11 protein-coding genes are annotated in these 21,301 nt (G+C 41.8%); 4 read left to right on the plus strand and 7 right to left on the minus strand.

The window, feature by feature from the left end:
• Positions 1 to 327: 327 nt before the first annotated feature.
• Both ACKWCA_RS09315 and ACKWCA_RS09320 read left to right on the plus strand, forming a co-directional pair.
• The gene (locus tag ACKWCA_RS09315) at positions 328 to 1,983 is read left to right on the plus strand and encodes a hypothetical protein (RefSeq protein WP_413977909.1); all 1,656 of its coding nucleotides are present in this window, start codon (positions 328 to 330) and stop codon (positions 1,981 to 1,983) included.
• A 241-nt stretch (positions 1,984 to 2,224) separates the two neighbouring features.
• The gene (locus tag ACKWCA_RS09320; RefSeq protein WP_413977910.1) at positions 2,225 to 2,875 is read left to right on the plus strand and encodes a TonB-dependent receptor plug domain-containing protein; all 651 of its coding nucleotides are present in this window, start codon (positions 2,225 to 2,227) and stop codon (positions 2,873 to 2,875) included.
• A gap of 115 nt (positions 2,876 to 2,990) precedes the next feature.
• Here ACKWCA_RS09320 and ACKWCA_RS09325 read toward each other — a convergent pair whose 3' ends face one another.
• Positions 2,991 to 4,841: a helix-turn-helix domain-containing protein gene (locus ACKWCA_RS09325; protein ID WP_413977911.1), complete on the minus strand. Its 1,851-nt coding sequence runs from the start codon at positions 4,839 to 4,841 to the stop codon at positions 2,991 to 2,993.
• A gap of 594 nt (positions 4,842 to 5,435) precedes the next feature.
• Between ACKWCA_RS09325 and ACKWCA_RS09330 the strand changes: the two genes are divergently transcribed.
• Positions 5,436 to 6,863, plus strand: coding sequence for a T9SS type B sorting domain-containing protein (locus ACKWCA_RS09330; RefSeq protein ID WP_413977912.1), 1,428 nt, complete (start codon positions 5,436 to 5,438; stop codon positions 6,861 to 6,863).
• Between the two features lie 22 nt (positions 6,864 to 6,885).
• Here the strand turns inward: ACKWCA_RS09330 and ACKWCA_RS09335 are convergent, their stop codons facing one another.
• From ACKWCA_RS09335 to ACKWCA_RS09360, 6 genes are all read right to left on the minus strand, one after another.
• Complete coding sequence (locus ACKWCA_RS09335) at positions 6,886 to 10,203, minus strand: VCBS repeat-containing protein (RefSeq protein WP_413977913.1); 3,318 nt, start codon at positions 10,201 to 10,203, stop codon at positions 6,886 to 6,888.
• A 108-nt stretch (positions 10,204 to 10,311) separates the two neighbouring features.
• Positions 10,312 to 12,063: a RagB/SusD family nutrient uptake outer membrane protein gene (locus ACKWCA_RS09340; RefSeq protein ID WP_413977914.1), complete on the minus strand. Its 1,752-nt coding sequence runs from the start codon at positions 12,061 to 12,063 to the stop codon at positions 10,312 to 10,314.
• A 34-nt stretch (positions 12,064 to 12,097) separates the two neighbouring features.
• Positions 12,098 to 15,322 (minus strand): SusC/RagA family TonB-linked outer membrane protein, encoded by a 3,225-nt coding sequence (locus tag ACKWCA_RS09345; protein WP_413977915.1) that lies wholly within the window; start codon positions 15,320 to 15,322, stop codon positions 12,098 to 12,100.
• Positions 15,323 to 15,859: 537 nt separating this feature from the next.
• A complete protein-coding gene (locus ACKWCA_RS09350; protein WP_413977916.1) occupies positions 15,860 to 17,086 on the minus strand; it encodes a multiheme c-type cytochrome in 1,227 nt (408 codons plus the stop codon).
• Positions 17,087 to 17,418: 332 nt separating this feature from the next.
• Entirely contained in the window at positions 17,419 to 19,023 is a 1,605-nt protein-coding gene (locus tag ACKWCA_RS09355) for a sulfatase family protein (RefSeq protein ID WP_413977917.1), read from the minus strand.
• Entirely contained in the window at positions 19,020 to 20,645 is a 1,626-nt protein-coding gene (locus tag ACKWCA_RS09360) for a sodium:solute symporter (protein ID WP_413977918.1), read from the minus strand. The genes ACKWCA_RS09355 and ACKWCA_RS09360 overlap by 4 nt, the downstream gene beginning before the upstream one ends.
• A gap of 173 nt (positions 20,646 to 20,818) precedes the next feature.
• On the opposite strand from ACKWCA_RS09360, the gene ACKWCA_RS09365 reads away from it, so the two are divergent.
• Positions 20,819 to 21,280, plus strand: a complete 462-nt coding sequence (locus ACKWCA_RS09365; protein ID WP_413977919.1) for a MarR family winged helix-turn-helix transcriptional regulator — start codon at positions 20,819 to 20,821, stop codon at positions 21,278 to 21,280.
• Positions 21,281 to 21,301: the final 21 nt, after the last annotated feature.

The raw sequence follows: 21,301 nt of genomic DNA on the forward strand, positions 1-21,301 counted from the left end.
TGGATGCCCCCTGATCCCAATAGAGATACTTGGTTTGTTTTATTCTGGAAGTAAACCAAGAGCTACAAGTTTTATGTAATGGGGTATGAACAAGCAATAAGTGATTGCCAGCGGCCATACTTTTGGCACCGACCAATGTTTTGTAAGCATCTTTTACAGCACTTTGACTAAAAGAAATTAAGCACAGTCGATACTTGGAATACCGGTTCTTTTAAAAACTCTTTTTGCTTAATTTCCCATGGCGTGTATAATTGACACGTCATTTCAAACCTCCGCCTTGTTTTATTTCATAATTTGTCCGTAGCTAATTCAAAACCGACTTCGACGATGCGTACTAGAAAACGAAACACTTCCCTTGTTTTTTCGATCCTACTTTTTATCTGCTATAGTCCGCTGCAGGCGCAATCATCAAATACTCCAAGTAATTATGGAGATTTGGTATCTTTCTTTCAGGATTGGCGCTCCTTTGAGAATCCACCCCTTCAAGAAGGTGCCCCCGATTATACCAAAGCAACATTTGAAAGTAGACAACCGCAGTTTGAGCAACTACAGACCCGATTTACCGCTTTGGATACGGCCGGAATGACCATAGGCCAACAGGTCGATTGGCATATTGTGCGAGCGGAACTCAAGGGGTACGATTTTAATTACCGCATCCTCAAACCTTGGGAACGTGACCCTGCCTTCTACAAATCGCTTTGGATGGAACGAAGTGATGTGCCCGCACATGAAGGACCAACACATCACGGCACGACAGAACTCTGGACCTACGATTTTCCCTTGGATAAAATGGAGCGGGAGCGACTTTTGAATGAATTGGGAATGATCGTTCCGCTAAACGAACAGGCCAAACAGAACCTTACCGGAAATGCTAGGGAACTATGGATTGCCGGAATCCGAATCATCCGCAATCAAAGTGAACACCTGACATCGATGCTAACGCTTCCGGGAGTAGATAAGGATAAAAAGCTTGTGAAGCGTATTGAGGAAGCCACCGCCTCCACAGATGCTTTCGTCGCCTGGTTGGAAAAAGAGAGTGAGGCAAAAACGGGCCCCTCAGGCATCGGAAAGGAAAATTATACTTGGTATTTGCAGAACGTTCATTTGGTTCCCTTGACTTGGGACGATGAGGTGATGCTGCTCAAAAGGGAATTGGCCCGGGCTTGGGCGTCCTTGAAATTAGAAGAACATCGAAATCGAAAGCTGCCCCAATTGACCGCTGCGAGTTCACCGGAAGATTATGCGACCCGGGCCGATAGGGCAACACGTAGTTTGATCGACTTTTTGGACAAGCAAGACATCGTTACCGTAAAAGAGTACTTTGAACCTGCCATTCGTGAACATCTCGGTGCTTTCGTTCCAGAGAATAAACGCAACTTTTTTTGGATAACCGCTCACTATGATCAACGGCCGTTGTATTCCCACTTTTACCATTGGTTTGAACTGGCACGCATGGATACCGAGCCGAATGCGAGCGAAATCCGAAAAGGACCACTACTGTATAACATTTTTGATTCACGAAATGAAGGTACGGCCACGGCGGTAGAGGAGATGTTCATGCAGGCCGGCCTCTATGACGACAACCCCAGGGTACGTGAAATTGTATATATCATGATCGCTCAACGTGCTGCCAGAGGTTTGGGGTCCTTGTATGCGCATGCCAACGAAATGACGATGGAGGAAGCGGGCGGTATTCATTCGGAATACACTCCGCGTGGTTGGATGAAAACCGAAAAAGAGCTGTTGCTCTTTGAACAGCATCTGTATATGAGACAACCCGGTTACGGAAGCAGTTATATTACCGGAAAGTATTTGTTGGAGCAGGCCATGATGGATTTTGCCAAAATGAAGGAAGTGAAGAACGAACCGTTTGCCCTTAAGGACTTTTTCGACCAGTTAAATGGGGTAGGTAACATTCCTATATCCCTAGGTACGTGGCAGATGACCGGCAATGGGGCATCACTCCAGAATATCAAAGAGTAGTAGTCAGCACTTTATTTGTTGGGTAGAGTATCCCTGATAACCTTTTTCTATGCAGCGCCATCGCCATCTATATCATAGGTCTGGTGGTCAGTATCGTTCACTTAGATTAATGGTTTTTAAGTGACTTTGCTGCTTCATAAAGAGACCGAGATCGATTTCTAGGTAATCGGTATAGATCTCAGGATAAAGGCAAAACGGTCTAGATGTATTTCGTATCTTATAAGGATATAATACGACAGCTATGAGGTTCTATTCAGCTTTTGTTTTACTAGTACTTTGGTCAATTCAAATCGATGCCCAAAAATCGAAACAAACCGTAAAATGGGTCGAAGGTACGGTCTTGAATTCAAAACAGAAACCGGTAAAACGAGCCATAATTTACCTTGATTCGGTAAAAACGAAAATTAAGACCAATAAAAAAGGTCAGTTTCGAATTGGTTTAAAACCATCTAATAGAACTGTTTCGGCATACTCATGGAATTATGGTATTGAGACCATTACTTACCAAGGCGATGCCGATATTTTGATAGTCTTTCCCAAAAGTGAGTCAATTATGTCAGAAGAAGAACTGGAAAGAATAGGGTTCAAGACTAGAGCCAGGAGAACCCAAAAAGAACCAAAGGATTACAGTGAATATCTAAACATGTACCAATTAATTGCCACTGAGGTTCCCGGTGCAATGGTCAGTGACAAAACAATTCGTTTGCGAGGCGTCAACTCTGTTCAAAATGGTCAAGACCCATTGATACTTGTAGATGGTACTCCCACTAGTTCCTTAGAAGCTATTTTTCCTAGGGAAGTGGCTTCAGTAAAGGTGATTCGCGACGAGGGCACTTCGCTTTATGGGGTGCGCGGAAGTAATGGGGTCATTTTGATAGAGATGAAAAAGTAATCGAACTGTACTACCTTTACAGGAGTCCTATGCTCTTCACATTTTCATGAACAAGTTTGTTTTTATCCTTTTTTTTGACCTTTGTGTAAACCGAAGACCAGCATATATTAGGTATCTAGCCCATCTCCTCATCATTAAGCTCTTTAATGAAATACGAGGGTAAAATACCCAAACGTTTTTTAAAGGCCGAGTAAAAGGTATTTAGATTGTTGAATCCGCTTGAGCGCGCTATATAACTGAGCTTACTATTTCTAAAGTCTTTGTCTTCCACTAATCGGTTTAATAGAAAATTGATTCTAAGTTCGTTAATGTAGTTGTTGAAATTAGTTTTCTTCTCATGGTTGATTACAAGGGATAAATATTTTTGATTGGTTTGTAGTTTTTCCGAGAGACTTCGTAAACTACATTTCGTATCGAGAAAAAAATTATCCTCCTCAAATCTTTGCAATTTCGTAAGGATGATTTCTTTCACATCTTCATCGATATACGCCTGTTGTGACTTAGGTCCTTTTTTTGTCGTGACAGGCTTCCTAGCAGTCGAATTTGCATCAGGAACAATTTTTTTCTGATTCAGCTTCTCCAGGGTCAATTCTTTGGTCCTGTTAAATAGAAGCTTGTTCTTTTTTTTGACTTTCATGTAGGAGTAGGCCGCTATGCCGGTAGAAATGAGTGTCAGTATCAAAATCAGGGTCAAAAAGCGATACTTTTGCGCTTGGCTCTCTGTTCGTAATTCCAATAATTCTTTTTGTCTGGAAATATTATCGATTTTGCGTTCGGCCTCCAATATTTTGATCCGTTGTTCAGATTCTACTGAAAACAGCGAGTCGCTTATGGAAAGATGAAGGTCGGAAAAAGCAGCAGCATCCAAAGAATCTCCGTTGAACAAGTAAAGTTGTGATAGTTCTTTGCTGACCTCTTTGATAACGTCGAAGGCATTAATGACCTTTGCTGAATAAAATGCTTTTTCGTAACTGGTTATTGATTGAATAGTGTCTTGTACTTCCAAATATAATTTGGCCATCAATACATGAGCTCTCGGCCTCCTAAACCGATAGTTGTTCGAATCTATTAGGTCTAAGGATTTGGACAAAAAATAGTCCGCCATAGTAAACTCCTTTTCCTCGATGTAAATGTTTGCCATGTTCATGTAAACAATGCTTCTAACATAGCTTCCTGGCTCTTGAATTTTCTTTTCCATTCTTAAATAGAACTCATAGATTTCAGAGGCCCTTTCGATTCCCTCGAGTTTGTGCGCCATTCGAGCTAACTCATCGATTTTTGGAAATATGTACTGTACTTTTTCTAGGGTTAAAATTAGATCCAGACCTTTGAGGCAATTATCCAACGCTTTGTCATATTCATTCAGTCTAAGATAGACATGTGAAATAGCAGAATACGCCCGCATTTCGGCGTACTTATTTTGAGATTTTTCACCCATTTCCAATACATCCAAGGCCGTTTTTAATGCAAGTTCATATTTCCCCTGTTCTGCAAAAACATATGACTTTAATGTACCACTTTCGGCGATTAACTCGTGAATGTTCTGAGATTCGATTTGAGATTCGATTTGGGCTATTTTGCTTAAAGCACGCCCGAAAAGACCTTGGATAAAATAGATATAGGCTTGATTTAAGGACGATTTGAGATACTCAGGTTTGAAATCTAAATCCAACGCTAGCCTTTGGGCTTCATCATTGTACTTTTTCGCTTTGTCAGTTGATCTGTAAATAAAAAAAGTGAACAAATCTAAACAGGCTTCAACTCTTTGTATTCCGAAAGATTCATTTTTCCTTTCAATCAATTTTGCTTCATTGAAAGATTCAGGGTTTTCGATGAGCTGTTTCTCTACTAAGCTTTCGATTCTTTCTAGATAAGGGAGCAGTTCTATGGTAGCACATTCTTGGTCGCGAGAGTACAGCCAAATCGGCGATAATACGAAGAACATTACTAGACTAAGACGACTCATTGATACGTTTTTCAAGACAAGATTTGTATTATAAGAGGTAGTGTCAAGCTAGCTATACTAAAGTAAGAATAAATACCATAGACTCGTAGTCTTCTAAGTGTATTGCGCACAATTAATTTAAATAGTTAGCTATTCGATCATAATAGAACCAAGTGATCCCTATTCTGTTTAAAAAGATTCAATATTGAGGTTATAAAAAAAGCAATATTGCCAACCGACAATATTGCTTTAAACTAACTTCAACGCTCTAAGGTTTTTGACAGATTACGGTAAATTCAAAAACCAATGAGTATTGAAAGAACTTGAATAAACTAACTCACCTCTAAGATAATTTTTAAAATCACCAATGTAGATTGTGTCCAAAAAACATAATTCAAATTCATGAATTTTCGTCTCGTTATGTCATTTACAAGGTCATTTGATAGTGCTTTTTGTCTTATCTTTTAAAAGAACAATCGTATAGCTGTTCTACGTCGAGAATTGGCACTTCTTGTGGCGCTAGGACTTAATTAGGTGCAAGCAAATGAGATTTCTATAAAACGCCTATTTGACCTAAAAGGAGGTATACCAATGAAGGATAGTTAATACCAAACTATGATGAATTCAATTTGGCACGACTGTTTGTTTTGTACAATTATCCTTTTGGGTTATTTCGGTAGTGCCCAACTGCAATGCCCAAAGATCGATAACCCCGTAAATGGTGATACGGATGTACCTGTAGATACACAAGTATCATGGAATGTTGTTGGGGGTATCGATGGTTATTCGGTCTCATTAGGTACTACCGAAGGTGGTTCGGACATATTAAATAGCCGATCGGCTGCTCTTGTAAATTTTTTGACACCGGTTGTAGGGTTGCCCGATAACACAGAAATTTTCGTGACCATAAGTCTTTTTTTAGACGATGGTACTTTTATTACATGCCCCTCGGAAAAGTTTACCACAGTCGACGTGATGACTCCTCCAAATTGTACTACCTTGAATCAACCGCTGCCTGGAGCGGAAGATGTGAATTCAGGCGAGGAGTTGGTATGGGATTATGCGCCTACGGCAACGGGGTATAAACTATCTATTGGAGTAACGGAAATGGGTGAGGAACTATTGGCGGAGACCGATATCGGAAATAATTTGTCGTACCGACCCGTTGAAAACCTTCCTCTGAATACCCGGCTTTTCATAACGATAACCCCTTACAATGAAAATGGTGATGCCCAATCATGTTCTTTTCAGACATTTACGACCGGGGCGTCGAATATTGATTGTGATCAGTTCAGGCCAGAAACCAATATGCCGGAAGTAATAGGACTATGTGAAGGCAGCTCGACGGTTATCGTTTCGACCGATGACCGCGCCCAAGGTTTTCGCTGGTATAGAATTGAAGAGGGTTCGGAAGTATTATTTTCTGAGGAAGAGGCTGTCACAATTTCAGCGGTAGGTGAGTATCGGTACGAAGCCTACAATTCTGTATCACTTTTTGGAGATACCTCGGAATGTACTAGAATACACTCTTTTTCGGTGGTTGATTCAGAAATTGCAACTATAGAGGAGGTAAAAGCTGAGAGAGGGCGTTTTGGAATTAATATAGAGGTTATAACCTCGGGTATCGGGAATTATGAATATGCCTTGGACACAATTGAGGGTCCCTATACAGATAGCGCCATTTTTACTTCGATTGCAGAGGGGAACCATAACATTTTTGTTAGGGACAAGAATGGGTGTGGAATTTCAGAGTATTTTTTCGTTCAGAGCATAGCTAAAAAAGACTTTCCAGTTTTTTTTACCCCCAACAACGACGGTATCAACGACTACTGGCAGTTTACTCCAATGAATGGGGTTATCGCCAACTTAAAAATGATTTTTATTTTTGACCGCTATGGAAACTTACTATCGCAGTTGGTACCCGAATCTATCGGCTGGGATGGTACGTTCAATGGAAAAGCGATGCCGTCATCAACCTATTGGTACAAGGCTACCTCGGTATATGATGAAACGATCGAGGGCTACTTTGCATTGAAAAGATAAATCCGTCTTTTAGAATAGTACCTTAGTTTTCAAAAACCAATAGGGTGCCCTTATTTTGGGTTACGAAATACAGTTTGCCTCCCGTAGCAGATTTGACAGCTGCGATGGACTTCGCATCTTGAGGTGCCAAAAAACCGATTTCATCGTTAGGGATCGCTTCAAATGACCCTTTACCGTTACCTTTTAAATAAATTCCATTAAGCGCGTCATACCTTCCTATAAATGTTTCATTTCCAAAATCATTGCCGACCGCCAAAATATCTTGATTTCCGTCACCATCCAAATCAGTTAACACAATGTCATTAAGAGGTGCCAATTGGGCTTCAATGGGCAAGTCGTGTATTTTGAAAGAGCCATTGCCCAAGTTTTCTACATAGCTACTTTTATCGAAATTTCCCTTGAGCACGAAGGCATCACTTGCCTCTTGTGAGGTCAGCAAGGTACTATCAGTGGCTTCGGCGTATTCCCTGAAGTAGCCGAATTTCGATCGAAACAGCGGACTTTGTTTAACGAGGTCACCCCAAAAGTTAACTGGGTACGACTTGAATGACCCGCTTTTGTCCTTAAGGTAGGCAAAGCTCACAGGGTCAATACTTCCGTTTTTATCAAAGTCCTTTGCCATTATAGTTACCGGTTTGTCAACAGAGGGCTGAAACAAGTTGTTCTTCCCCAGATTTCCTACTACAAAATCGGTGTCACCATCGTTATCCAGATCACCTGCGGCAATGCTCTCCCACCAACCGGTAAAATTTTGAAGTCCTGTATTTTTGACCTTTTCAAAAGACCCGTTTTGGTTTTTGAAAATAGTAATCGGCATAAGTTCACCAACTACGATCAAATCTTGCTGTTGATCCCCGTTATAATCGCTCCAGACCGCATCCGTAACCATGCCGATATTCCTTAAGTCCGGGGCTAAATGGTCAGTGACATCCTTAAGAACGCCATTTTCATTTTTCAATAGATGACTTTTTTCTGGCATAGGAAATTCACCCATGGCGGTTCTTCCACCGACGAATAGATCGATATAGCCATCACCATCAAAATCAATAGGTTTTACCACAGAGCCACTTGTTCTGATATCGGGTATGCGGTTCGGATTCTCTGTGAACCTTCCTTTTCCGTCATTTATATAGAGTCGGTCTTTGTAGCTTTCAGTTCCTTTTTCAAATTGATTACTACCAGAAACCAGATACATATCAAGATCACCGTCGTTATCGATGTCAAAAAGGGCAATTCCTTCTTCTTCAAAATGCATCTCATCGGGCTCTGTGAACAAGGGTTGTTGGGTAAAATTACCCGCTTCCGTTTGAAATAGAATGATTGGAGATTGTTTTGCCGAGCTTCCAACTACCACGTCCTCAAAAGTATCACCATTCAAATCACCTACAGCGAGACAGGGACCATTTTGAGTTAACTTATGAGGTAAGGTCCGTTGTATGTCAAAGTCTATAAAGTCCAAATCTTTGTGAACGATATCGATGTTTAATTGTTGGGTCATGTTGGTCAGCTTAGGTACGTTCGAACGTTTTGAAGTTGGATGAAAGGAACCCGAACCCTGTTTGACAGCATTTTTATGATGTATTGAAACCGTTTGATTGGCTTCAATAGTTGTCAATTTTTCATAGGTGCCATCTGGCCATTGCACTTCTAGTTGCTGAACGGTGTCGATTGTTCCCAATCCAAAGTGTGGAATAGGTTCGACTGAGGACATATAGCCACGAGTCAAATAGTGTTCATAGTACTGCGTTTTGCCATCACCATACGAAATCTTGATTTTGGTGCCAATACCCAATGGGTTATGGGTAGGGCCTTTAAGTGCTAACCGCAAAAAGTTATTCGTTTCACTTTCATTTTTGCCATACGTATTTTCAAAAATGAAGGCCTCATCGTTAATGTTGTTGACCACATAGTCTAAATCACCGTCTTGATCTAAATCTACAAAGGCGGCACCATTGGAAAATGAAGGGATACTTAGACCCCAATCTTGGGTTCGTTCTTCAAACATCCAGTCCCCTTTGTTGAAATAGGCATAATTCGGGAGTTTCACTACCGGTATAGAGTCTAAAATTTTGAAGGGACTTAAATAGGGTCCGGCACTTACTGCAAAGTCGCCAAAATCCTTATCAGTAATATCACGAGGGAAACCATTGGTTATAAATAAATCTCGAAGGCCATCATTATCGGCATCCATAAATAGGGGCGACCAGCTCCAGTCTGTTTTGGCTATGCCGGCCATTAATCCTATTTCACTGTAATTACTGTCAGGGCCAGTACCTTTATGTAACATGTTACGCATGTATTGGTACTCGTAACCATACTTTTTGTTTAGGGTGTACTCTAGATAGTTGGTATTGCCAATGGTTGTTTTTAACCGTTGGTTGCTTTCGCCCAGCATGTCTAAGGTTAGGATATCTAGAAGGCCATCATTGTCATAATCCGAAATATCAGAGCCCATCGAGAATTTACTTTGATGTTTAAGATAGTTCTCGATTTTGTTGGTGAAAGTGCCATCTTGATTATTGATATACAATACATCATTAGTGAGGTAGTCATTACTGATATGAATGTCGGGCCAACCATCATAGTTTAGGTCAGCTACCGCAAGTCCCAAACCGAAACCCTCATACACAATACCTGCTTTTAGCGTCACATCTTCAAAGGTGCCATCTCCTTTATTTCGATATAGTTTATCATTGCTCATGGCAGAACCGTCATTTACCCTTGCACGATAGTTCGTAGGTAGGGTTTCGCCCTGTTCGTTATTCAGCACATAGAGGTCTAGAAGGCCATCTTTGTCGTAGTCGAAAAAGGTGGCGTTCATACTGTTTCGATTATCGTCAATTTTGTATTTCTTCGCCATTTCCTGGAAGGTTGGTACCCCTTCATTAGTAATTCCTTGATTGACAAAAAGCATATTTCTTCTATCTTGTGCCTCACCGCCCATGGCGGAGCAGATATAAATATCAATAAGGCCATCGAGATTGATATCGACAATGGCAGCTCCAGTACTCCATTTTTGTCCTGCCTCTATACCTGCCGTTTTTGAAATATCCAGAAACTTGAAATCACCTTCATTTAGGTAAAGTTTGTTGGTGACTTGATTGCCTGTAAAAAAAATATCGTTTAGACCATCGTTGTTAAAATCAGCGACAGCAATACCACCACCATTAAAAATATATTCTTCGGTAAGAATGTTAAAGCTATCGGTTTCTACAATACGGTTGTTAAACTCTACATTGGTTTTCTTTGATGATTTTAGCACGTATAGTGTGGCCTCCTTATTTTCACAGGAGGAAAAAAGTAGTACTAGGAGAACAGATAATAGAAGGCTATTTTTCATTTTGAAAACTAATTGACGGAACTTCGTTGACAGAAGTAAAAAAGCAGTGATTATACGAATATAACCACTGCTTTTGATAGTATGAAAATTATAAAAACAAGTTTGAAACTAGTAGGCCGGGTCTTGTGTTAATGTTGGCACACCATCCACCGAGGAGCGATCGATAGCTTCCAAGGGTATTGGGAAATATTCGTGTTTTCCTTCCACAAAAGTTTTACCTGCTAGATAAACCCTACTTTGTGATTCACTTTGAATGTAAGCGGTAAGGGTTTCTGCTGCTATACCCCATCTTGTCAAGTCAAAGAAACGATGACCTTCCATTGCAAACTCCAAACGGGTCTCGAAACGAACGGCCTTACGTGCCGTCGCGGCATCGGTCCAGGCCTCATTATACTGTGATATTTCATAATTGGCGGCCGGCTCATCTGCGATTACTTCAAAATCATTACGCTCTTCCCCTTGAATTGCCCTGGGCACAAAACCGGCAGGGTTTGATGCCCTCGCTCTGATGAGGTTTACTAATTCGCGTGCTCTTTCTAGATCGCCCAATTCCACTTCTACCTCGGCCAGCCATAAAATTATCATACCCAAACGCATAATGCGATAGTTGTTCGCAGAAAGATTTTGCCAACCGCCTTGCGCGAAAAACTCTTGTTCGGCAACATGCTTCTTAGAAACAAAAGGCCCTGCATAGTTTAGGTCACGGGAAAAATCGGTTTGTGCAATTTTAAAATTCTTAAAGAGAATTCCTGGTCTGCCAACGGTATGATCTAATCTTGGATCTAAAGGACCATCGTACACTGGCGTCACGGTAGCATCTACGTCCGCTGAAACATTGGAATCGTTGAAAGAATCCAACAAAGGCAAACCGCCTTCGGTCTTGTAGGCATTCACCAAATTCTGGCTAACTTGATAGAAACCACAGCACCCCCATGGGTCCGTGTATGGATGTGCAAGACCCATACCTCTATTGGAGACATCTGCATTCGCCTGACTAATTGCATATTGCACTTCGAAAATGGACTCTGAGTTGTTACGGCTACCCACCAAGAAATTATCTTCAAAGTTTTCTACCAACGAAAACCCTCCATTATTGATAATATCTTCTAAGATGGGTTTTGCTTCTTGAAGTTTGGCAATATTGGCAGAACCGTCTTCATTAAACCCTTGATATACTTTTGCTTTAGCCAAAAACGCCTTAGCGGCCCAGCTTGTAGGTCTACCTACTTCAGACTGAGTTTCTGGCAGTACCGCTGCGGCGGCTTCAAAATCAGCCTCGATTAAGGGCCATATTTCGCGGTCGTTAGGAACTTGAGAACTAGACAAATCAGCTTTGTCAAAATTGGTTTCATCCACATAAGGAGGTCTTTCCCACATCTTACGTGCTTCAAAGTGAAAAATACCGCGTAAAAAACGTGCTTCGGCAATAATCTGCGCACTTCTTTCCGCAGGAGCATCCTCCACTAGTGCTAAAGTGTTTATTGCGTCGTTAGTCGTAGCAACGCCTAAAAACAACCCTCTCCATTTATCCCGTATGTGCAGGTTGAACGATTGAAAATCATATTGCTCGATAAAGGACTGTTCAGGCTGGTCACCCGCATCCGTTCCTTTTAAAGCATCATCGGAAGGGAGATTAAATACCCAATTTTGAATTTCGTTACGCCAAGTTTGACCCGTAAGTCCACCCCCTTGCAACATATTATAAGATCCCAACAGGATTCCTTCAACACCGTTCATTGATGCGACATCACCTTCACCAAATGCCCCTTGTGGCTCTTTGGCTGAGAATTCATCGCTACATCCCGTCACTAAGACAAGCGAAGCAATAAATACGATTACTAAACCTTTAATTGTTTTCATTTCTATTTAATTTAAATTTCAGAGTCAATTTTTATTATTTCAAAGTCAAGTTTAAGCCCAGGCTAAGGGTCATAGGCACGGGGTTGAAACCACCATCATATCCTAAAGTCAAATTTCTCCGAAGGTCTTCTGCAACCGAAGGGTCGGTTCGTCTTAATGAAATTTCTGGGTTTAATCCTGAATATTTGGTGAAAGTAGCTAAATTCTGAGCCTGTACATAGATTTGGGCATTAGCCAAGCCAACATCCCCTATAATATCTTCGGGAAACGTATAGGTCAACTGTACGTTTCGCAATCTAAAAAAGCTGCCATCTTCAATTAGATAAGAAGAAGGTCGACTACTCGTCGCATCATCGGCATCCATAATGGGGGAGGTCGCATTTGGGTTTGCTGCAACCCATTGAGCTACAGGTGCCTCGGGGTTTGAAGGCTGCCATGCATCAAATAGCGCCCGCGAAGTTCTATTCCCTTGAAAGGTATTGAAGTCACCAAAGAAACGTACGTAATTAAAGACATCGTTACCCTGAGACCCATTTCCGAAAATATTTAAACTCAAATTCTTGTACGTAAAATCTAAGTTGATACCATAGGTGAAATCAGGATGTGGATTGCCGATGATGGTTCTGTCATCATCGGTGATTTCGCCATCTCCATTGGTATCTTGAAACCTGAATTTACCAGGAGCATTGTAATCGCCGAATGGCGCCCAAGCGTCCGCTTCCGCTTGTGTCTGAAACAAGCCTAGGGTTTTAAAACCAAAATACGAGGAGAGTGGCTGTCCGGCTTCGGTAATCGTAATTGCAGGAATACGTTCGGTTCGTCCAAACAGTCTTTCATCAGGAGTACTTAACTCATCAACTACAACGGAATATGCCGAGATATTTCCATTTACACTAAAGGAGAAATCATCACCAATTTGACCATTGTATCCTAGTGCAATATCAAAACCTTCATTGGTTATACCTCCAGTATTTACGGCTGGAGGAGTGGCTTGACCCGCTGTAAAGGGGGGCTGTGCCGGCAGTAACATATCGGTAGTGATACGGTTATATAAATCTAATGAAAAAGTCATTTTGTTCTTAAACATGGTTAAGTCAATACCTAAATTATTAGAGGTAGTAGTTTCCCATTTGGCATCAGGATTACCGAATTGACGGGGTTGAAAACCAATTGCCGGTGAGCCTGTTGAACCATCTATGGGATAACCTCCTGTAAGGATATCTGAGCGGTAGGTGGTAAACGCGTTATAGTTTCCTATTTCTTGGTTACCGGTTTGTCCCCAACCATAGCGTACCATGAAGTTGTCAATCCATTCGACACCGTCCATAAAGTTTTCGTCGGAAACCCTCCATCCCAGATTGAAAGCTGGGAAGATGGCACTTCTTGAAGCCTCTCTAAAACGGGATGAGGAATCATTTCTTAGGGTAACTCCTGCTAGATATTTACCATCATAATCATAATTTATCTTGCCAAATTGAGACCAAAGTGTGTAATCAGTTACTATAAAACCATAATTGTCGGCAGTAGTTGCGTCACCTAAATCCAAATAACTGATGATGTTATTGGTGTCGAAAGCAAAAATATTCCTTCCAGCACCAAAACGTTCTTCAAATTGTTGAATTGATTCCACACCTACATAAGCATTAAAGTTATGTACATCATTAAAAGTTTTAGTATAGGTCAAGGTGTTGGTCCAAGTCCACCCGTAAGCATATTCCTCTCGTGCATCAGAACCATTGATAAAGTTACCTTCGACATATTCAGGTTGCGGACGACTGATGTCACGTTGTCGTAACACCCTACCGTCGACGCCAAAGCTAGAGCGCACCTCTAAGTTTTCAGTAAGTTTATAAGCTGCATAAACATTACCCAATAATCTTAGATTATAGATTCTATCATCTTGATTTCTAGAGAGTGCGGCAAAAGGATTAAAATTATTACCCAAATTTGCACCTCTACTACCAGCGAAGTTGCCGACAATATCAAAAACTGGTAATAAGGGATGGTGTTTATACGACCCCGCAACGGGCCCTTGTTCCTCATCGAGATTGTTGTCCCCTTTCCTATTCTCAAAAGAGGCCGTGAAATTTTCACCAATGGTCAATCGATTGTTCAGTGCCTTGAACTCGGTATTGGCTCGGAGTGAAACTCTATCGTAACTTACAAATTTAATAATATCATCTTGTGAAAAATAGCCTAAGGAAAATGCATATCTGGCGTTTTCGGTAGCTCCGGAGGCAGCAATATTATGCTGTTGAATAGGAGCCGCACGGGTAACCTCGTCCCACCAATTGGTATCTGCCGACCTCGTAATAGCATAAATGTTTCCATCTACAAGCGAATATAGATCTGGATCGGTTGCAGGGTCGCCTTCAAACGTACCGCTTGGAAAAACAAAATCAGGAATGGTTATTTCACCGTTTGGTCCGTACCCATATTGACCATGGCTCGGTGTACGTCCTGCATATCGGTCTGCTAGAAATAAATAGGTTCCTAAATCCCTTGCGTTCAAGACATCGGGAGACTCAGTAGCACTTTGCACGCCATAGAAGGTATTGTATGTAATGGTCGGTTTGCCGAGTTTTCCTCTTTTGGTCGTAATAATAATAACCCCATTTGCAGCTCTCGACCCATAAATAGATGCCGCGGATGCATCTTTAAGTACTTGCAATGACTCAATATCATTGGGATTCAAATTTCCTGGATCTTGGGAAGGTACACCGTCTATAATGTATAAAGGGTCATTGTTGCCGACCGAACCAAAACCTCGAATACGCACAGTGGCCGAACCACCGGCCCGAGAATCGTTCACGATGTTAACACCCGCCGCTCTACCTTGTAATTGCTGGGCGAAGGTCGTAGCCGGAACGGCCAACAATTCATCTGTGTCAACCACGGCAACCGCACCAGTTAAATCCTTCTTTGCTTGAGAGCCGTAACCCGTAACAACAACCTCTTCTAGTTGACTTGCATCTTCTTCCATGGTGACATTTATGGTGGTTTGACCATTTACGGCCACCTCAACGGTCTTGAAACCTATATAACTGAAGACCAAGGTTGCATCGCTTGCCGCTTCAATGGAAAAGTTCCCATCAAAATCGGTTTGCGTTCCGCTTGTCGTACCTGCTACCAAAACATTAGCTCCTGGTAAGGGCCCCGATTGATCAGAAACAGTACCGACGACTGTTTGTGCCTGTATCAATCCGATGGAAAACAAGCATAACAAAAAAAGAATCTTTTTGAAAAACATTTTTTTCATGTGTTAAGTTTTAAGTTGGTTATTATGATAAATATGAAATGTTGATTTTTTGATCGAGTATGTTAAAAACAGGTTAATGTGAAAATAGATCAAATGATGTTCAAATAGGGCAGCAACATTTTACTTTGGGTTTCAAATTCATGAATTTGATGATCTTGAAAGAATAAAACCCGTACGTAGTACTAATTAAGCGAATCAAGTATGCGTAGATTCCGATAGTTTGCCTTTCTTTTGTCATACCGAAATTTCATGCTAGTTGTTCTACCCAAAAACAATTTCGACCCTTCTGGATTTTGCCATATTTTAAAGACAATAGGTTGAAGAACTTCATCAAGATAGTTGACCGATTGCCTTGGTCGTCCAAATCGGTTGTTTCGAAAGTAGTGTAGCGTGACCTAGTGTGGTGAGCCGACCTCAAATGCGCTCGGAAAATGTACTTTCATAGCAAAACAAGGCAGGTTCAGCACATCAATTTTCTTTGGTAAATGTGCTTGGTGTCATACAGCTTGTTGCATACCGCAACGTATAAAAGAAGCACTACGGTTTTGTTTGATAGACCTTGTCGATGTAAATGCCTATAAGATGTGTCCGGATATCAATAGCCTTTTCTTGGTTCGTATTGGGAAGACTTACATTCATCGTTTTTGAAGGAAAAACGGGCATGTGACATTTGATGCAGTTGTCATATTGTGCTGTAGAAGATTTCATTTCTGTTTCATGCGGATGTTGCACTGCTTTATGACACTCCATACATTTCCCGTTAAAAACGTTTTCTTGTTCTCGTTGATTTAGATGTGAATCATGGCATGTAGTACAGCTCATTGTTGGACTATTTTTGTAACAAGCACTACTCTTTAAAAGTCCATATTGATTGCCATGAACATCCAGTTCATATTCCGGTTTGCGCGTGTTGTAATTTTTGGAATATTCTTCGAGTTTCTCGCCGACTACGTACGAAAAAGGATTTTTTAATTGATTGGCACGCAGACCGGCATGGCATTGAGCACAGATATTATCCCGAAGATTGCGGGACAAAGTGTCGATTTGAACGATAGGGTCGGCCGTGTTCAACTTCAAATTACCCTTTCTGAAATCAACATGTTCTTGAGAAGGACCATGGCAGCGCTCACAGTCTACGCCGTAGATGAAGGAGTCTTTATCATATACGTTCGACATGCCCGAAACATCCTCGTTTTTTGCGAAAGTGACATGGCATTTGATACAATTGTCCATTACCGGTCTTTGAAACCTTTGGTTGGGAAACCCAGGACTGTTGACCCATCCGTTCGTCAATTTAAAATAGGAAACTTGTAGCTGATAGAGTGAATCGCCCTTGAAAGTCAAATGAGACTGGCCTTTGACCCCTGAACCAATTACAACATCAATTTTTGATTTGTCCTGTATTTTACCGGGATAAGACTTGGTTACTTGAAAATAGTCCTCAGACTCTGCTACCAATTTGACCTGGCTTCCTACCAGGTTTATTCTATCTTGCTCCCCATTAAAACTGCCTTGTAGGTTTTCACCATTCGCTCTGGCAGAGGTGTTGAAATGAGCCGTGGCAGTATGGGTTTTATAAATCGATTCATGACAGGGAATACAGGATTGGGATCCTGCAAATTGTTTGCCATTGTAGTGAAAGGGTTGAACTTCATTTAATTTCTGATAGCCAGAATCAATTGAACCAAAATGACATGCCCGTAGTACAAATAGGCAACCGATGACAAGAGAGATGATAAGAAATGCTATTGATTTTTTTGACACTAGATAAAGATATATAAATGATACCGACAAAAACTAGCTTGGTGTGGGGTTTATCGGCATGGTGTTAATGCCAATCCGATTTTTTAAAAAAGGCGTTGCCTTTTAATTCCATAAAAGTACTACCAGAAGAGTTTGAGACCATTTCTCATAAAATCCATGAGCTTTTGTTTCAAACAAAGAAATTTGTCATCAGTGATCAATTCTAGACTGTAGCGTTGATGTTCCTATAGAAAAAGGATGCTATATTAAACTATTTTCTATGGCAATGATTCAATTTTCCCCGACTGTTTTCCAAGAGCCGCGATCAGTGATATCGAAGTTGCCTATTGTTCTTATTCGCGTATGGAATCCCTGATCACCTTTTTCAAAGTAGCGCCTGCGCCATCTATATAATAGGTCTCGAAGTCCGTATCGTTCACCCAGCCAGAACTGGTTTTTTCACCGGACATATACCGCTTATAAAAGCGGGCATTTCGTGTAAAGGGATATGCCTCATATAAATGTCCGAACCCTTGCATACGCAAATCGCCTTGACTCCTCAATTTATTTTCCATAAAGGTTTTTAGTTCGTATTTCAGCGATTCGTAGTTCACGTTTTTGGCTAGGTTTACCATACAAAAAGGATCTTTTTGAATGTTGTAGAGCTCTTCTTCTACACGTTTTCCGAAATTGAGTTTCCAATATTCGGTATTCTTACCCGTCCTACGCAGTTTGAGGATTTCTGTTTTGGTCGGGCTACCGTCCGTATTCAGATAACCCGTTTCAGGGTTCCCCGATGGCCAGCGGTCTACTTCATAATTTGTGACGTATAAGAGACTATCCTTATATAAACCACGAATGGGATATCCTACATCATTGGGCCTTCCCGTGTCGTGTCGCTCTTTCCCCACTAGTACAAAATCCCGTTCAGGGTCTAGTTGCCCTGTACCGTCTGAAGTAATCAGGGGCATCAAGCTATTGCCAGGGGTCGGATGCATCCCAGAGGACGTCCAATCAATCCCTGCGGCCTCCAAAAAGGTCGGGGCCAAGTCGATAAAACTGACATAATCATCAACTACCTTCGGTTTGGACTTTCCTTTCCATAGCAAGGCCATCGGAACATGGTTCGCATTTTCATACTGATTTCCCTTGACCCTTGGAAAAGGCATGCCATGATCCGAGGTAACAATGATCAAGGTGTTTTCCATAAGCCCTCTTTCGTTGAGCGTTTCCAAGACCCGCACAATATGTGCATCGGTATCCTCTATTTCATAGGCATAGTCCAAAAGGTCGTTTCGGGTAGTTTCATTATCTGGCCAGTAGGGTGGAAAATCCTGAATCATATCAGGGGTCTTCCCTGCGAGACGTGCACCACTTCCATATTCATATCCGCGATGTGGTTCAATGGTGCCCAACCAAAAACTCCACTGGTTGTTTTCAGGAATACTATCTAGAAAGTGTTCAAAATTTGCGGCATAGTCGTTTGTCCCGATTCCGCTCGTGGGAGGTTCCAAGGTTTTTTCGTTATATGCCGGCCCCATGACCTCACGTTGCTCTCCTGAAGCGGTTAGGGTAATCGCTGGCCCGTATCCTTTCCCGGTATGTCCTGTTGTATATCCTTGCCCTTTGAGCACTTCTTGATAGGTTTTGAATTTGGGCGGAAAGTAAATGACGTGATTGGCCGCGGCATCCAATTGCCATGAGTTTCGGCCAGTGATGACCGCTGCACGCGAAGGAGCACATTTGGCATTGGGCGTATAGGCCCTATTGAACAAGATGCCTTCTTTTGCTATGGCATCGAAGCCTGGAGTATTGACATAGGTACTACCATAAGCGGACATGTCCAAACCGGCGTCGTCGAACATGATGACCAAGATATTGGGCCGATCCCCACTTTGCGCAAAGCCGATTTGAAATGCGAAAATTGTGAATAACGTAAGAAAGGTTTTTAATGTCATAGGGCGAGGGTGCTAAATGATATCATAATATATAGAACAATGACGATAACGCTAACCGATGCGATGATGTCCCATATGTTGTAACTCGATTTGTTAGCGGTCTTTTGCTCTTGGGTGACCGTACCAAACGTCAAACCTGCTAGTTGCTGCTGTGATGGTGCAGGATAAAATAGACTTACCACAATAGCGATGGCGATACATAAGGCAAAAAAGTAGGCCCCAAAGACCAACCAATTAATATCCGCAATACTAAAAAGAAAACTACCTTCTTGAAAACTGGATTTCAATATCTCCAAGGTCAACTTTGAGAAACCGATGATGAATCCGCCGATCAAGGTGGCGATGGCCCCATTTGCATTGATTCTTTTATAGAAGATGCCCAGCAAGAATACGGCTGCTATCGGCGGGGAAATATAGGCCTGCACATTTTGTAAGTACTCATAAAGGCCATCGGAAAGCGTCGTGATAATAGGTATCCAGAGCAGGCCTAATCCCACGACGAAAAAGGTGGCGATCCTGCCTGTTTTGACCAATTGCGCCTCGGGTTTGTCAGGTTTTAGTTTTTTATAGATATCCAGTGTGAATAGGGTAGAGCAGGAGTTGAACACGGAGGCTAGCGAACTCATTAGTGCGGCAAGCAAACCTGCCGCAACCAAGCCTCTTAGTCCTGAAGGCATAATATTGCTCATCAAGACCGGAAAGGCCTCATCTGGACTGTCCCAATCCAATTTGCCCTGCATTTTTAATCCCAAAGCGATGACTCCGGGAATCAAGAAAAGAAAAACGGGCATTAATTTCAACAGTGCCCCAAAGATGCTTCCTCGACGCCCTTCTTTTATATTTTTGGCTGTTAGTACACGTTGTACAATGACCTGATCGGTACACCAGTACCATATGCCCACTACCGTACTGGTAATGAACAAAGGCAACCACGGGTATTCGGGATCAGAGTTGGGCCGCCACATATTGAAGTAATCAGGTCCGACCGTGTTTTTTAGTTCTCCCCATCCTCCGACGGCTTCGAGCCCTAAAAAAGTCAGGATTCCGGCACCGAGAACAAGTACAATGGCTTGAATTGTTTCGGTATAGACAACCGCTCGCATTCCCCCTAATACGGTGTAAAGACCGGTAAGCACTACGGTAGCTACAGCTCCGATCCAAAAGGGAATACCCAACAAGGCAGAGACCACGACTCCACCAGCGTAGATGGTGACCGAAACTTTGGTCAAAATATAGGCGATCAAGGAAATGACGGACAAGACCCATCGAGATCGTGCATCGAAACGTTTTTCCAAGAACTCTGGCATCGTGAATACCCCGCTCCGGGCATAAAAGGGGAGAAAGACCCAACCAAGCATCAATACGATCCAGGCGTGAAGTTCATAAATCAGCAAAGGCATTTTGTCGCCAGCCCCATTTCCGGCCAATCCAACAACGTGTTCCGAACCAATGTTGGAAGCAAAAATGGAGGCGCCCACCATGAACCACCCGATATTGCGACCCGCCAAAAAGTAATCTTCGGTGTTTTTCTGCTTTTGTCTGATGACCCACCAGGCTACCCCAAGAAGTACTATAAAATATAAGGCGATCACCACCCAATCAAAAGCATCCAATCCTTTCATAAGTCTTTATTTAGTCGGTATGGCAATAAAGATAACCGATTTACTACTATGGACAAACGGTTTAAAGGCCCCTGTTTCGATTAAAAAACCGCTGTTTAATGATTGGTGAATATTAATAAACAATTAACAATGGTTGCACATGCAACGAATTGAATTTTGTTTAGATTCGCCGAGTGAAAACGAAGTCCGTTGTTATTGATTTTGAAAGGTCCATCGGTCCGTGGTTGGGCAGAACCATGAAATTGGTCGACTATCACATGAACGAAGCTTTCGACAACGCGGGTTTGGATTTGACCAAAGAGCAGATGGTAGTGTTGAAGAAATTGGATGAACAAGATGGCCTAAACCAAAATGAGCTGGCTTATTTGACGTATAGAAACAAATCGTCCCTAACGCGATTGCTAGCAAAAATGGAATCGAAAAAGTATATCCAACGTAGACAGGGGAAGACGGATAAAAGGGTAAACCAGGTGTTCTTGACAGAGGTAGGAAAAGGGGTCTATCAAAAAACCAGACCGGTAATCAAAAGCTTGATTACCAAAATGGAGCGAAATATTAGTGATCAAGAGAAAACCGAAATGATTGCCCTGCTTAAAAGAGTACAGCGGAATTTTGAACCATTGATCGATTTTTAATAAAGTTTTAACTGAATTGAA

It is taken from the genome of Maribacter corallii (assembly GCF_047345415.1).
Lineage (GTDB): Bacteria > Bacteroidota > Bacteroidia > Flavobacteriales > Flavobacteriaceae > Maribacter_C.